The 14,383-nt window shown below is 68.9% G+C and carries 10 protein-coding genes; 6 read left to right on the top strand and 4 right to left on the bottom strand.

Annotated features, from left to right (window positions below):
• Nucleotides 1-3: 3 nt before the first annotated feature.
• The 3 genes from EDD32_RS17775 to zorA are packed head-to-tail and all read right to left on the bottom strand — an operon-like array spanning nt 4 to nt 4,005.
• A complete protein-coding gene (locus tag EDD32_RS17775; protein ID WP_123919669.1) occupies nt 4-1,521 on the bottom strand; it encodes an EH signature domain-containing protein in 1,518 nt (505 codons plus the stop codon).
• Nucleotides 1,518-2,228, bottom strand: a complete 711-nt coding sequence (locus EDD32_RS17770; RefSeq protein WP_123919667.1) for an OmpA/MotB family protein — start codon at nt 2,226-2,228, stop codon at nt 1,518-1,520. Before EDD32_RS17770 ends, EDD32_RS17775 begins: the two co-directional genes overlap by 4 nt.
• 28 nt (nt 2,229-2,256) lie before the next feature.
• Complete coding sequence (gene zorA / locus EDD32_RS17765) at nt 2,257-4,005, bottom strand: anti-phage ZorAB system protein ZorA (RefSeq protein ID WP_123919665.1); 1,749 nt, start codon at nt 4,003-4,005, stop codon at nt 2,257-2,259.
• Between the two features lie 295 nt (nt 4,006-4,300).
• Here zorA and EDD32_RS17760 point away from each other — a divergent pair, with 295 nt between their 5' ends.
• Both EDD32_RS17760 and EDD32_RS17755 read left to right on the top strand, forming a co-directional pair.
• Nucleotides 4,301-6,640: a HelD family protein gene (locus EDD32_RS17760; protein ID WP_123919663.1), complete on the top strand. Its 2,340-nt coding sequence runs from the start codon at nt 4,301-4,303 to the stop codon at nt 6,638-6,640.
• Nucleotides 6,641-6,666: 26 nt separating this feature from the next.
• Nucleotides 6,667-7,170, top strand: a complete 504-nt coding sequence (locus EDD32_RS17755) for a hypothetical protein (protein WP_123919661.1) — start codon at nt 6,667-6,669, stop codon at nt 7,168-7,170.
• Nucleotides 7,171-7,288: 118 nt separating this feature from the next.
• Here the strand turns inward: EDD32_RS17755 and EDD32_RS17750 are convergent, their stop codons facing one another.
• Complete coding sequence (locus EDD32_RS17750; protein WP_123919659.1) at nt 7,289-8,461, bottom strand: EcsC family protein; 1,173 nt, start codon at nt 8,459-8,461, stop codon at nt 7,289-7,291.
• 407 nt (nt 8,462-8,868) lie between these two features.
• On the opposite strand from EDD32_RS17750, the gene EDD32_RS17745 reads away from it, so the two are divergent.
• From EDD32_RS17745 to EDD32_RS17730, 4 genes are all read left to right on the top strand, one after another.
• Nucleotides 8,869-9,480, top strand: coding sequence for a hypothetical protein (locus EDD32_RS17745; RefSeq protein WP_123919657.1), 612 nt, complete (start codon nt 8,869-8,871; stop codon nt 9,478-9,480).
• A 160-nt stretch (nt 9,481-9,640) separates the two neighbouring features.
• A complete protein-coding gene (locus EDD32_RS17740; protein ID WP_123919655.1) occupies nt 9,641-10,615 on the top strand; it encodes a PDDEXK family nuclease in 975 nt (324 codons plus the stop codon).
• A gap of 215 nt (nt 10,616-10,830) precedes the next feature.
• Nucleotides 10,831-12,600: a phosphodiester glycosidase family protein gene (locus tag EDD32_RS19860; RefSeq protein ID WP_123919653.1), complete on the top strand. Its 1,770-nt coding sequence runs from the start codon at nt 10,831-10,833 to the stop codon at nt 12,598-12,600.
• The gene (locus EDD32_RS17730; protein ID WP_123919651.1) at nt 12,570-14,354 is read left to right on the top strand and encodes a metallophosphoesterase family protein; all 1,785 of its coding nucleotides are present in this window, start codon (nt 12,570-12,572) and stop codon (nt 14,352-14,354) included. Before EDD32_RS19860 ends, EDD32_RS17730 begins: the two co-directional genes overlap by 31 nt.
• Nucleotides 14,355-14,383 lie beyond the last annotated feature (29 nt).

Below are 14,383 nucleotides of genomic sequence, written 5' to 3'. Positions count from 1 at the left end.
GTGTTACCGCCGTCTCATCGTGCGTCGTACCGGAAGGCCGAACTTGTGCTTCAGGGTCGCGTAGTCCTCGGGGGAGAGGACCGCCCTGGGCTCCACAGGGAAGCCGTGCTTCTCGATGAGGAACTCCAACGCGCGTCGTTGCCAGAACCCGTTGTGGGTGACCTCGTCGTGGGCGTTGTACCCGAGTGGATGTGACTGAGAGTGGGCTACCGGAACGGTGTAGCGCAGGTCGTCGCCCGTGAACCTTTGCTTGGAACGGTCGGTGAGGAGCGGCACGGGCCGGCCCGCGTACAGCCACATCTTGAAGTGGTGGGACCCCTCGACGATGTGGAAGTCGCCGCAGTCAACGAAGATGATGGCGGTGTTGGGCATGTTCTCGAGCTTCGCCGCATCCGTACGGAGGCGCCCGACCTGTCGGACGACGGAGTTGCGCACGTTCGTGCCGAGGATGAGACGCGTCTCCTTGACGAGGCCGCTGTCGTACAGACCCCAGAGGAACTTCTTGCGCGGCGGGAAGAGTCTCTGGAGGTCGCTCACCCGCTCCTGCCTGCCGAAGTTCTCGACCGCCATGAGGAAGAGCCGCAGATCCTCTGCGCTCAGCCACGTCGTCACCCGGTCGACGAGTTCCCGGGGCAGGCGTTGCCACCACGTGCTCCAGTCGGGCGTGTGCCGCAGGCGGGGGTCACCACCGATGTCGATGACGGCCTGGAGCCACTCGTCGCTCGGGGTGCCCGACGTCCGGTCAGTGAGGGCGACGAGGAGGTCATGCCCGAAGAGTCGGCCGGCGGTGGCGGAGAGCGAGTTCTTGACGGATTTCGCAGCAACCTCGGTGAGGACCTCGTGGCCGGAGGTGGTGTGGTCCGCACGCCGGATGCGGGTGAGGTAGAAGGCCTGTCGGACGCGCTCGCCGTACCGGCCGTCGTCGAATCCCAGCAGTCCGGTGCGGCGCACGTGGTCGGACAGGGAGAGGTTCTGCGCGACGAGGCGTTCGGCCAGCCGGTCGGGGCCCTGCCTGTCGAGGTAGAGCCGCGGTTCGCTGCGCATCGTCGCGACCAGGTCGTGAGCGGCGTTGCGTGTCTTCTGCGACTGAACCGCTCTCGCGGTCGCCGTCGAGACCTCGTCGAAGAGGCCCGGGGTCCACGAGTCCAGCTCGTCGAAGTACTTCAGGAGGACGGCAGCGAGGCCGGTCGTGGTGAGGTACGTGGGCCTAGGGTTCTGATGGCGGAGCAGTCGGCGGACGCGGTCGCCGTCGAGCGACCGCTGGGCGAGACGCTCGTCGTGCTGCCACACGTGCAGGAGCGCCCGTGCCGCGGCCCGGCGTTCCTCGAGCATCTCATCGAGGTGGGCGAGCGCACCGCTCTCGACGAGCCTGCGGATCTCGGTGACGAGAGCGAGGAAGTCCCGTCCCTGACCTACCCGCTGGGTGATGGTCGCTGCTCTCTTGGTGGTGGTCGCCCACGCCAGCGTGTCGGCCGGCTGCCACGCGGGCAGGGCGGGCGAGAGCGGCAGGCGAAGCTTCACGAGTCCTCGGGGAGGAGCTCGAGGATCTCGGTGAGCTCGTCCGCGCTCGGTCGGACGATGGTGAAGCGGATGTCGATCCGGCGGTTCTGGGCCATCTGCGCGTCCGTGCCCTGCTCCGCCACCAGCGGACGGGTCTCGCCGTAGCCGCTGACGGAGAACAGGGGCTTCCCCGCGTCGCTGAGGAAGGAGTCGAGCTGCTTGTCCGCGGGCAGCTGCTCGTCCCAGAGGCGCCACAGCGAGATAGCCCTGAAGGTGGACAGGCCCCAGTTGCCGGTGCCCTCCAGACCGCCGAAGGCGAGGTTGTCGGTGTGCCCCTCGACGAAGACCGTGTCGAGGTACCGGTAGCGGTCGTCCTCGGCGATGACGTCCGCGATCGCGGTGCCGATGCGCTGGGAGACGTCGCGGTACTCCGGCTTGATCTCGAAGGAGGCCGGGTCGAAGCCCAGCACCTGCGCCGGGATGCTGAGCACCGTGTTGTTCTCCGAGACCGTGACCTCGATGCCCTGGGCGCGCAGGTTCTCCTGGACCTCGAGCAGCATCTCGGCGCGGATCTCCTCCGCGCGGCTCAGAGTGACGATCTGGTTGGAGAACCGTGCCCGCTGCTCCTCGGCGGTCTCCTGCTCGGATGCCAGGGCCTGCTCCCGCTCGGTCAGCTGCAGCACGAGCACGGCCACCGCGAGGATGAAGATCAGCAGGAGCGCGGACATCAGGTCCGAGAAGGAGATCCAGTACGGGTCAGCGTCGTCCCGCCGTGACGCCGTTCGGCGACGGGCTGCTAGCTGCACTGTGCTTCACCTCGATCTCGTCGACCACGTCCGAGAGCGCCTGGGCGGTGCGGAGCATGTGCGAGGCGTACTCCTGGCTGTGCTGGTTCCACAGCTGCATCCGGTCGGTGAGCTGCCCGGAGACCGCCTCCGCGTACGCCATCAGCCATTCCGACATCTGCTCGCCAAGAGCCGCGACCTCCTGCCGGAGTCCCTGGAGGAACTGGGTCTGGTGCGACTTGAGGGACTCGAACCCCTTCGTTGCGTCGGCCGCCGCCCCGCGCAGCTCGGTGCCCGCCCGGGTGCTCGTGACCGTGAGCTCCTTCAACCGCTCCGAGTGGCCGTCGAGGAGTGCCGCGGCGCGCTCGTGGCCCTGGCTGATGTGCTCGAGGGACTCCGCGCTCTGACCGATGATGGAACGCATCTCGTCGCTCGTGCTGGCGAAGATCGCTGCCGTCTCCCGGAGGTTCTCGGTGGCGGTCGCCAGGCTCGCGGTGGACGCACCGATCCGCGCGGACGCGGTGTCCAGGTTGCCGACGATCTGCGTGAGCGCACCCGAGAGCATCTCGCTCTGACGTGCGCTCAACCTCATGAGCTCCTCGAGCTGAGTGCTGAAAAGGGCCGACTGCTCCGCCTGCGCGGTCATCTGCTTGTCGCTGTGCGTCCTGAGGTCCTCGAGCATCGACGTGACGCCACCCGACATCGACTCAAGGGAGGTGGCGACACCGGCTGACGCGGCGTCGAGCCGTTCGGCCTGGCTGGTGCCGATCTGCTCGAAGGAGGCGGTGAACTTCTCGACAAGGCGTTCGAACACCGCACTCGACTGGGTGGCGGCGTTCTCGGCGAGCGACGCCATCGACGGCGCCATCGCGGTGTCGATGGCCCGGGTGAGCGCCTCCTGCATGTCGGCCGAGAGGCCCTCGACCGCCTCCTGCAGCTTGGTGCCGATCTTCTCGTGGAGCTCCTGCATCGCCACCGAGGTCTCGCGTGAGCTGTCCATGATGCTCACGAGGGACTGCTCGGGTGCCATGCGGAGGAAGAGAGCGTCGACGTGGTCCTGGAGGCGGCCCAGGCGGTCGGCGACACGGCGCTCGGCGACCTTCTCGAAGATGTTGGTCAGGAGGCTGGCGCCGACACCCCACACCGACGTCATGAACGCGACCGCCGCACCGCCGATGAGGTTGTCGATGCCGCTCTTGAGCTCGTCGGCCGAGGAGTCAGTCCCGAGCTCCATGCCGTTCAGACCGGTCGTCAGGCCGACAAACGTGCCGAGCACGCCCACGGCGGTCAGGATCGACGGCACCGTCGAGAGAACCCGGTTGTGCATCAGCTCGGATGCCAGGGTGCGGCTGTTGAAGAGCTGCTCGGCGTCGACCGTGTTCTCTAGCCGCAGGTGGTCGGGCGACATGACGAGGGTCTCGTCGAACTCGCGCCACAGATGACGAACCCGCTCGGAAGCGGCCGAGCCGGCCTGTTCGCGGATCTCCTCCCGGCGTACGACCAGATCGTCGGTGCGGACGTCTTCGACGAGGTGATGAAGCGCTGCGATGTCGCGCAACGCGCGTCGCCTCTTCACGTACACCGTCACGAAGAACCAGAGGGTGATTGCGAGAATGATGAAGATGACGAGAGCGCTCAGGCCCTCCAGCTCGCCACGGCCCAGGGCGCCGAAGTCGGGCATGAGCAGGGCGAAGATGTCCCAGAGGTCGTAGTCCTGCATCGCTCGGGTACGGGCCTTTCAGGTGCTGCCGGATTGCGGGGCACGGCAGCGATGCCATAGACCCAGGAGTATTCGCCGAGAATACGCGCAGCCAGGACGGAAAAGTCCAACTTCGAGTCACGATCGGTCCGATCCGTGGCAACGAGTCGGTGCTGCGTCGCTTGGCGTGCGCGAACTCACGGTACGGCGTGCCGAGATTGGCGGAGCTCGGGCGACGCATCGCGAGTTCCGTGAGCGATGTCATACGGTGGCCCTAGGATCCAGTAATTCGTTGTCCGTATGTCAGAGGATCCGCATGAGTGTGACCGACGTCGCCGAACGGCAGAGTGTGCTCGACCAGGAGCAGAGGTACTTCGACGACGCGTTCCATCACCGTGAGGCGAAGCGCCTCCGGCAGGCGGAGCAGTGGAAGGCGGCGGCCAACCCGAAGGACGGGGCAGCGCTGAAGGCGGCCGGCAACGGTGCGCTCGGCTCTCCGGAGGAGGCCGTCGCGTTCGCCAAGTACGAGACGACCGACGAGCAGACGTTCTACGTGGGGATGCACCTCATCACCGACGACGCCCGGGACATCGTCGTCTACCCCTGGCAGGCGCCTCGGGTGATGAAGCTTCGGGAGGCGACACCTGAGGCGCCCGCCGACGTCGCCAGGATCGTCAGCTTCACGACCACGGCCAACACGATCGTGGACTTCGACGAACGAGTGCTCGCCGAGATCGCCGACCGGCTGAGCGAGCTCGACAACCCGGACACCGTCCTGATCCGTGAGGACGAGCTTCTCAACGACGCCCTCGGCCGCCAGCGCACTCCCGAGATGCGGCAGATCGTCCAGACCATCCAGGCCGCCCAGAGCGCGTTGATCCGCTCTCCCCGGGAATCCCTGCTGATCATCCAGGGCGGCCCGGGGACAGGGAAGACGGCTGTCGCCCTGCACCGCGTCTCCTGGCTGCTCTACAACTACTCGGCGGGCCGGACGATGGACGTGCTCGACCCGGACGATGTCCTGGTCGTCGGGCCGAACCCGACGTTCACCCGATACATCAAGCAGGTGCTGCCCGAGCTCGGTGACAACGACGTCGTCCAGACCGACGTCGCCTCGATGCTCGAGACCGGGGTGCGCGCCTCGCGCAAGGAGTCCGGTGAGGTCGCTCGCGTCAAGGGCGATCTCCGGATGCTCGACATCATCTCCCAGGGCCTGCAGGACCGGATCCGACCGCTGCGGGAGCCCGTTCGGCTCAAGGCCGAGGGGTTCCCGTGGAGCGTCGAGGTGACGGAGCGCGACGTCCAGCCCATCGTGGCCCGGACGAGGTCGATGACCTACAACCGCGGACGGTCGCGGTTCCGTGAGGAGCTGCTCGCCTTCTTGGCCGGACAGGCCACGAGGACCCTCAAACGTGACGGCGGGGTCTACCGCGGCGACACCCGGCAGCTCTTCCAGACCGTCGAGGTCGACGCGATTGTCGAACGAGTGTGGCCCCAGCTCAGTGCCCAGGCGTTCCTCCGTGACCTCTTCGGCTCCCTGGCGCGGCTCGTCTCGGCCGCACCGCCGGGATTCCCTGTCGACCAGCTACAGCTCCTCCAGCGTCCGCCGGCGGGTCGGCTCTCCGAGGAGCGCTGGTCCAAGGAGGACCTCGTCCTCCTTGACGCGGTCCAGGCCGAGCTCTCCGGCGAGCCCATCGACTATGCGCACATCGTCGTCGACGAGGCGCAGGACCTCTCACCGATGCAGCTCAGCGCGATCCGGCTCCGTTCGCGGACCGGGTCGATGACGATCGTCGGCGACATCGCCCAGTCGACGGGGTTCTGGGCGCGTGACTCCTGGGACGACGTCGTCGAGATCCTTCAGTCGCCGTTGCCCGTGCGACGGGAGTCTCTGACCCACGGCTACCGTGTGCCGAGGTCTGTGCTCGCCCTCGCGAGCAACCTCCTCGACGAGCGGGACGCGCAGACCCTCCCGAGCGTCATCGTCCGCGACGTCGAGCCCGGTCCGGAGCTCCACGAGGTCGCGGCCAGCGCCGACCTGGCGGAGGCCACGCTCGAAACGGTGAAGCACCACAGCGCCCGCGGGCACTTCGTCGGCGTGGTCTGTCCGGCGAACCGCCGTGAGGCTCTCGAGGCAGCGTTCAGGTCGGCCGGAATCATGTGGTCCGATGCCGACCGCGGGGGACTGACCGCGGCCATCAACATCGTGAGTCCGCCCGCCGCGAAGGGTCTTGAGTTCGACGCCGTGGTGGTCGTCGACCCAGCGGCGATCGCCGAGTCCGGACCACAGGGCGACCGGATGCTCTACATCGCCATGACCCGCACCACGCACTACCTGGACATCGTGTACCCGGCGGGAACCCTGTCCCCGGCACTCGGCGGCACGCAACCCGAGGACGGCGCGGTTGATGACCCGGCGACGGCGATCGAGCAGTCGGTCCTGAAGGAGCAGCAGGACGCCGCCGTGTCGGCACCTGCAGACGCCCAGGCGGCAACCCGCTCGGGAGGTCCCCTGGGCGACGACCCCCGGAGCAGGATGGTGAAGTTCGCGGCCCAGGAGCTGCTCGGGCAGCTCCGGGACACCGTGGGGCCGGCGCTGTGGCGGGATGCACTCGGTGAGGCGATTCGACTGCTCGACAACGACGTCGCGCGGTAGGCACGAAGCAATCAAGGGAGCATTGGATGTCACACACGTCGCTCGTCTACGGTTACGACCCCTTTCACGAGAGTCTCGCGTTCCTTCCTGAGGATGTCGCAGTCGAGATGGCCACCGAGGTGCAGGCGATGGCCGCCGCCCGCACTCTCGGTGAGGCCCGTGCCGTAGAACGTCGCCACACCTGGCTGCCATTCGACGAGGAGAGCGAGGATGACGACGACACCGCGTTCGACGTCGAGGAGTCAGCGGCGTTCGCCGACGGCGACTGGCCTCCGATGGCGACGCAGTACGCGCTCGATCAGCAGCTGTTCCCCGAAGAGCTCCGCGAGGACATTGGCCAGGTCGTACGGACGACGCTCAACGGGGACTACCTCAAGATCCCAGCCAGCCGTGAGAAGGAGGTCGTTGCGCTCCTCGGGGAGCACGGCTTCGTGTGCCGACGAGACGACGAGCTGGTCCTTCGCTCCAGCTACCTTGGCGAGAACCTGCAGCAGTTCTTGGTGCAACGGTCAGAAGGGCCAAGCAGGTAACCGCGCCCACTTGACGGAAGCCTTCGAGATCAGCTACCCATGCCTGCGGAGCTCGCCGGTTTGGAATCGCCGACGGACCGCCGGCCGCGGAAGTCCCCTCAGGCGTGTCGAGGCTGATTTAGTCTTGCTCGGCAATGGCCTCCGCGGGCCTTGTTCCGGCCTCCGGCAGGGCGGTCGAGCCGAAGGGGTCATGGCCGATGACCTCTGTGAGCTGCTCGACAACAGAGAACGCCTGGTCGTGGTCTTCCGGGACGACGTTCTCGACGTCGAGGAACAGCTCGCTGTCGAGATGCGGGTACTTGTCCATGAGAAAGCGGCGCCGGTACGCGAACTCCGCCGCATCCACGATGGACTCCAAAGTGGCCCAGTTGAAGCCGGCGCCCATGATCACACCGACCGCGGGGAGGAATTTCCCCAGTGACTGCTTCGTCGCGCGGGTCCCGAATGCCTTCGCGAACGCAACGTACGCGCGCGACAGCACGGACTCATTGAGAACCTGCCAGGTCTTGCCACGGAACAAGGCTTGGGTGAGCCGAGAGAGGTCCTTCATCGCGGCTTGTTTGGCTGATGCCGACATCGCCGTGCCGACGTTGATGACCGACCAGATGAACGGCTTCTCGTTCGGATCCTCAGGGTCGTAGCCGTAGAGAAGTGCAACGTGTCCAACGGCTCGGGATGAGAGACCCATGACGGTGGCGATGTCGCTTGCGGACGCCGCCGCGATAGCCCCGCCGGACGGGGCAGCGGCCGCACCGCCGGACATCGCTCCGGTCAGCTCTCCGCCTGTGATGACAAGCGCGGCTGCCGCTCCGGACGTGGCGGCGGCAGCTGGATATGCCAGCCCGAGAAGCCGCCCGCGGACCTCGTCAACCTGCTGCAGGTCGAGTGCGCGCACGTCGAGCAGGCTGTGCACGTTGTGCCCACGGGCCTGGTGCTTGGAGACGACTCGGTCGGGTGAGAGACCGACCCTGGCGACACGGGTCACCATCTTCGTGGTGGAGCGTCCCGCGTCAATGAACCAGGATTGCGCACTTTCGGGGACAGACTTCCGGGCCTGTTTCGCAACGGTCGAGAGGCCGTTTCCGGCGCGCGTCGCGGCCTGACCGCCGCGCCTCATGACATCTCGTGCCCTTGGGTGCGCGTCGAGCACATTGTGTGCCTTCCCTCCCACTGCACGCGCGCCCGTCGCGACTCGGTCGTTGACCGAACGTACGGCGCCGGAGATGGGACGGGATCGGGCGAGCTGGACCTTCGCCCAAGCATCAAGTTCGTACGGGGAGGGTTCAGCCATGGCGGTCAGCGTAGAGGAGATATCCGACACCAGCGGCGCTTTACGAGGGTGTGCGTCAGCAAGGTTCCAAAGACCCAAAAGATCAGTGAGCCGCAACAGCTACGCATGATTGGCGACCGAGATCGCTCCCCGAGGTGTGCCGGGCCGACGACGCCGAGCCCTTGCAGATCATGGGTACGGCAGAATCTGACGACGCTCGCCCCCGGTCCGAGTCCGGCCGGAAACGTGCCCTACATAGCCGACACAAGCAAGGGCCCGCGTTGCTAGCGTGTGACGCACCTCACGATCACCCCAACGCGGACTGATCGTGCGGGAACGGGGGGGCTGGCACGTCGGACGGAGCCCAAGCAGCAATTACATGTCCCACCTTATGAAGTGTCACAACCCCACTGGTCTTGGAGCAAACCATGAGAAGAACGATTGCCGCCGTCCTCGTCATGACCGCAGCCGTCCTTGGACTGACCACAGCCGCCCACGCCCTCACCGGCACGCTCGGCAACCCCGCGACCGACCGCGCCTACGTGGACGGGTACCACAACTTCACGATTGTCGACACCAATCACCCGGCGCCGTTCGACGGCACGTTCACGCACGTCAACTACTACGCCGAGCGGGCCGGCGACATCCGCTTCGTCGTGGTCGACACCACGGGCACCGTCACGTGGGTCTCCGACGTCATCACCGCCGCGGGCGCCGGAGTCCAGACAGCGACCCTCGCCGACCCGGTCGGGGTGACCGCCGGGTCGAACATCGGCGTCTTCTCAGTAGGCCAGGGTGTCGTGAGCTACGAGTACGCAGGCGCACCGTCTGAGTGGACTGCGAACAACGCCGGACTTCCGGCGGTCGGGGACACCCTTGACTACGAGGCCACCACCCAGGGCCGCGTCTACTCCATGAACGCCACTGTCGAGGCGTCCTCACCGGAGGTCTGCAAGGACGGCGGCTGGGAGATGTACGACTACAAGAACCAGGGCCAGTGCATCGCGAGCATCGTTGCCGACAGCAACAGCGGGAAGTAGGGACGGCACATCGGCGACGGTCGGGCCCTGAGGGACCCGGCCGCCGCTGCCAGCCGCTGAGAGTCCGGCGCCTTCGGAGCTCCACGTCGCTCATACCGCTGAATACTGGGTAAGCGTCCGAACAAGCGATCATCGGTTGCCCGCCAGCTGAGGAGTCGAGATGCCAGTTGCGGTGTGGTCGGTGGGCGGGAACGCCGCACGCCGCCTGGAACAACGCCAGGACTGGGTCGAGGCCCAGCTGGAGGCCTGGGTCAAGCACGACCCGACCATGATCGCGCCGGGCCTGCGGTGGCTGGGCCAGCAGGTCATCTTCCCCGACCGGTCCCGGCTGGACCTGCTAGGCCTGAGCCAGGAAGGCGGGATCGTCCTGGCCGAGCTCAAACGCGGCCCCGTGGACGTCGCGACCCTGTCCCAGGCGCTGCACTACGTGCTGTGGCTCGGCTCCATGGACCCGGACGACCTCCTGGGCCGCCTCCGGCTCTCGGGCGACGACGCCGCGACCACCCGCCAGGCCCTGCAGAACGAGGGGGCGCGGGAGATCTCCATCGTGCTGATCGGGACGGGGCGGGCGCCTGAGCTCGACCAAGCGGTGCAGTTCCTCGTGGCCTCGGGGTTCACCGTCCCGGTCAGCATCGTCACGTTCACCTCCTTCGTCGACCCCAGCGGTGCGGTGTTCCTCACCCGCGAGACGGAGGACCACCAGGTCGCCGCCGAGGACGTCACCCCACGCCAGCAGGGAACCCGCCGCGCCAAGGTGGAGTGGGTCCTCGAACAGGCCCGCGAGCACGGCGTCCAGGACGCCTTCCAAGATGCCATCGCCCTCGCCGGAGACCTCGGCCTGCGGATCAAGCCGTGGCCCAACTCGATCACCGTGGTGCCACCGTTCACACACGGACGCACCCTCCTGTACCTCAGCCCCACCGGCCCCGGGCAGGTAGAGCTGTGGTTCAGCGAGGAAGCGCTCGCTGAGCTGTACGGGGCCGATGAGACGGACGTCCGTGAGGCCGTGGGACCGAACGGGAACTATGCCCTCATTGACGCCCGTCAGCGAGTCCGGACGTTCGCCGAGATCATGAACCGCCTCCTCGCCGCCAAGGATCCCGACCGTCAGACAACAGCCGGCGACCAGCACTAACACCGCCAGCAGCGGGCCGAGCGCCGGTCGCCGGCCTGCCCGATTCTTCAGGACGGCATCGCGGGCAGCCACGGACGAAGCCGCGGTCGGCCCGTGCTGGCCAGAACACCACCGCCCCGTTCACCCACAGGTCACCCGCACGTCGCCACGCCCTCCTACGTTCGGACGTGGACCGGACAAAACCACCCGGCCACCGATCTCCTGGGGGAAGAACCGTGCACGTACCGCTACGCCCACTCGCCGCGCTGGTAACCGCCGGCCTGTGCCTGACCGGCCTCACCGCCCTGCCCGCCGTGGCCACGCCCATCGCCGAACCGGTCGGCACCACCACCGGCGACACCGGTGGCCTCGACCTCGACGCCGACGGCTCGGTCCTCCACGAGGTCTCCACCCGCGCCGTCGCGCCGGGTCTGGACCTCACGAGCTTCCAGCGTCTGGAGGACAAGGGCTGGACGTCGGGAAACATCCTCGTAGCCGACCTCACCGAGCCGACCCTCAGCATGGAGGTCCTCGACTCCGGCTCGACGACGTCTCCCGCGACGGTCCTCGACCAGGTCGCCGGTACGGGTGCGGTCGCCGCCGTCAACGGCAACCACTTCGACATGAACTACACCAACGCCCCGGTCCTCACCACGATCACCGGCGGCGAGGTGGTCAACGGCTACCGCGAGGCCAACCCGGCGTTCACCCTCGCCGACGGCGTCGCCGCCATCGAGTACCTCTCCGCCGCCGGAATCCTCACGATCGGCGGTGCCGCCCACGAGCTCGCCGGCCTCAACCGCGCGACGGTCCCCGCCGGCGCCATCGGCGTCTACAACGAGCGGTGGGGGAGCGCGTCCCTCGACCGGCCCGCCGGCCTGCCCGGCGAGACGAACGTCGCCTCCGCCGTCGTCGTCGACGGGGTCGTCACCGCGGTGACCGACACCGTCGGCGAGCCCACCCTCCCCGACGGCGGGCAGATCCTCCTCGGCCGCGGGGCGGGAGCCGACGTCGTCCGTACGCTCGAGGTCGGCCAGGCCGTCGAGATCTCGATCGAGCCCAGCTCCGACGTCGACCTCGCGATCGCCGGGAACGTCCCGCTCGTCCTCGACGGCGAGCTCGCGAACTTCCCCGACGAGCCGGTCGCCGCGCGCACCGTGCTCGGCCTGACCGAGGACGGCTCCGAGCTCCTCGTCGCCACCGTCGACGGCCGCAGCGCCACCGCCCGCGGCCTGACTCGCGTGGAGATGGCCGAGCTCATGATCGACCTGGGCGCCCACAGCGCCGTCAACATCGACGGCGGCGGCTCCACCACGATGGTCGCCCGCCCCGCCGGCGGCACCGAGCCGGAGCTCGTCAACGTCCCCTCGGATGGCTCCCCACGCGTCGTCGCCAACTCCCTGTCGTTCTTCTCCTCCGCCGACACCGAGGAGCTCACCGACGTCGCCGTCCGGCCCGTCCTCGACGGCGACGACGCCCATCACGTCCTGCCCGGCCTGCAGCGCACCGTCGAGGGCGTGGGCCTGAGCGACCAGCTCGCCGGCACCGACGCGCAGGGCAGGTTCACCGTCACCTCGCCCGGCTCCCTGCCCAACGGCGACGACGCCAACGCCGTCATCGCCGAGCAGACCAGGACCGGCGCCGTCCTCACCGGCGTCACGCCCGGCCCCGCCACCCTCAGCTACAAGGCCTCGGGCCTGACCGGCGCCGCGAACCTCACCGTCCTCGGCCCGCTGGACCACGTGACCGCCTCCACGTCGCAGATCGCCATGGAGGGCGAGGGCGACACCGCCACCATCGCCCTGACCGGCCACGACGCCGACGGCTTCGCCGCCCCCATCGAGGTCGCCGACGTCACCGCGACCATCGGCGAGGGCTTCACCATCGCCCCCGCCGGGCTCGGCGCGTCGCGTTCACCGTCACCGCGACCACCGGCTCCGGCTCGGCCCTGGCCCAGCTCGAGGTGGCCGGCACCGTGGTCCAGGTACCTGTCACCGTGGGCCTGACCACCAAGCCCGTCACCGACCTCGCCGACGGCGCCTCGTGGTCATTCGCGCAGGCCCGCGCCGCCGGGTCGCTCACCACGACCACCGGCCCCGACGGCCAGGCCGCACTGCGGCTGCAGCACGACTTCACCCGCTCCACCGCCACCCGCGGGTCCTACGCCGTCGCCCCCTCGCCGATCGAGGTGCCCGGCCAGCCGCAGGCCATCACCATGCTCGTCGACGGCGACGCCACCGGCGCGTGGCCGCGCCTGCAGGTGCGCGACGGCGACGGCGTCGTCAAGCAGCTCGACGGGCCGATGATCACCTGGGAGGGGTGGAAGGAGACCACCTTCACCGTCCCGGCCGGCACCCCGTTCCCGCTGACCCTCGAGCGCGTCCGGATCATGGAGACCCGCTCGAGCGCGCTGTACCAGGGCGACATCGCCTTCACCGACATCGCCGCCGTCGTCGCGCCCGACGTCGAGCAGCCCGCCGCCACACCCGTGCACGACCCGGTGATCGTCACCGACGGCACCGTGGAGGGCTACGCCCAGCAGATCGCGGTGATGTCCGACGCGCAGTTCGTCGGGCGGGCACCGGGCTCCGACACGGTCGCCGCGGCGCGGCGCACCCTGCAGGAGATCGTCGCCGCCGAGCCGGACCTGCTCGTCATCAACGGCGACCTCGTCGACGAGGGCGCGCCGATCGACTTCGACCTCGCCGCGCGGGTGCTCGAGGAGGAGGTCGGCGACGCCGTGCCGTACCTCTACGTCCCCGGGAACCACGAGATCATGGGCGGCTCGATCGGGGCGTTCGAGGCCGCGTTCGGCCCGGCCCAGCAGGTCAGCGACCTCGGTGGCACCCGGGTGGTCACCCTCGACACCTCTGCCGGCTCCTTGCGCGCCGGTGGGCTCGACCAGATCCGTCTGCTCGAGGACGCCCTCGCCTCGGCGACGGCGGACGAGGACGTCACCGGCGTCGTCGTCTTCTTCCACCACCCCACCGAGGACCCCCTGCCCGACGACGCCTCGCAGATCTCCGACCGGCACGAGGCCGCGGCGGTCGACGCCCTCCTCGGCCGTTTCCGGGCGGAGTCGGGCAAGTCGGTGGCGGCGGTCAACGCCCACGTGGGCGCCTTCCACGCCCGCAGCTTCGACGGCGTCTCGAACGTCATCAATGGCAACTCCGGCAAGTCGCCGTCGTCGACGCCGGACAACGGCGGGTTCACCGGCTGGACGCTGCTGGGCATCGACCCCGCCGAGGGCGTCGTCGGGGCGAACCCGGCGCCGGTGACCGACCGGCTGGAGTGGCTCCGGGCCGAGGTCCGCGCCCGCGTGGACGGTCTCGCGCTCGACGCACCGGCCGAGCTGGCGCTGGGGGAGAGCGCCGTCGTGAGCGGCAGCGTGTCGCAGGACGGCACCCGCTCGGTGCCGGTCGCGTGGCCGATGAGCGCGGACTGGTCCGGCGACGGCGTGAGCGTCGTGGACGCGGCCGGCAGCGGGCTCGAGGCGGGCGCCGAGGTCCTGCGCCTCAACCCGGCGACCGGCGAGCTGACCGCCGTCGGCTCCGGGACGGCCGTGCTGCGGCTGACCGTCAACGGCGTCACCGAGGAGGTCACGGTGACGGTGCCCGAGGCCGAGGCGCCCGAGGCCGAGGCGCCCGAGTGCGAGGTGCCCGGTGAGGCGCCGACCACCGCTCCCGGCAGCTCGACCGGCAAGGCTCAGGCGATCGAGCGCGGCGCGGGCAACCCGCCGTGGGGTCGCTGCGAGGGGTGAAGCCCTGACTGGGCTTTGCTGACTGACCG

This window comes from Georgenia muralis (genome assembly GCF_003814705.1).
GTDB classification, from domain to species: Bacteria; Actinomycetota; Actinomycetes; order Actinomycetales; family Actinomycetaceae; genus Georgenia; species Georgenia muralis.
The sequence above is the reverse complement of the archived record's forward strand: the minus strand, read 5'-3'. Positions and strand labels throughout refer to the sequence as shown.

Excerpts from the sequence above, each read along its gene's own strand:
- zorA (WP_123919665.1), bottom strand. The coding sequence starts at position 4,005 with ATGCAGGACTACGACCTCTGGGACATCTTCGCCCTGCTCATGCCCGAC.
- EDD32_RS17745 (WP_123919657.1), top strand. The coding sequence starts at position 8,869 with ATGAGAAGAACGATTGCCGCCGTCCTCGTCATGACCGCAGCCGTCCTT.
- EDD32_RS17770 (WP_123919667.1), bottom strand. The coding sequence starts at position 2,228 with ATGTCCGCGCTCCTGCTGATCTTCATCCTCGCGGTGGCCGTGCTCGTG.
- EDD32_RS17750 (WP_123919659.1), bottom strand. The coding sequence starts at position 8,461 with ATGGCTGAACCCTCCCCGTACGAACTTGATGCTTGGGCGAAGGTCCAG.
- EDD32_RS17760 (WP_123919663.1), top strand. The coding sequence starts at position 4,301 with ATGAGTGTGACCGACGTCGCCGAACGGCAGAGTGTGCTCGACCAGGAG.
- EDD32_RS17740 (WP_123919655.1), top strand. The coding sequence starts at position 9,641 with ATGCCAGTTGCGGTGTGGTCGGTGGGCGGGAACGCCGCACGCCGCCTG.
- EDD32_RS17755 (WP_123919661.1), top strand. The coding sequence starts at position 6,667 with ATGTCACACACGTCGCTCGTCTACGGTTACGACCCCTTTCACGAGAGT.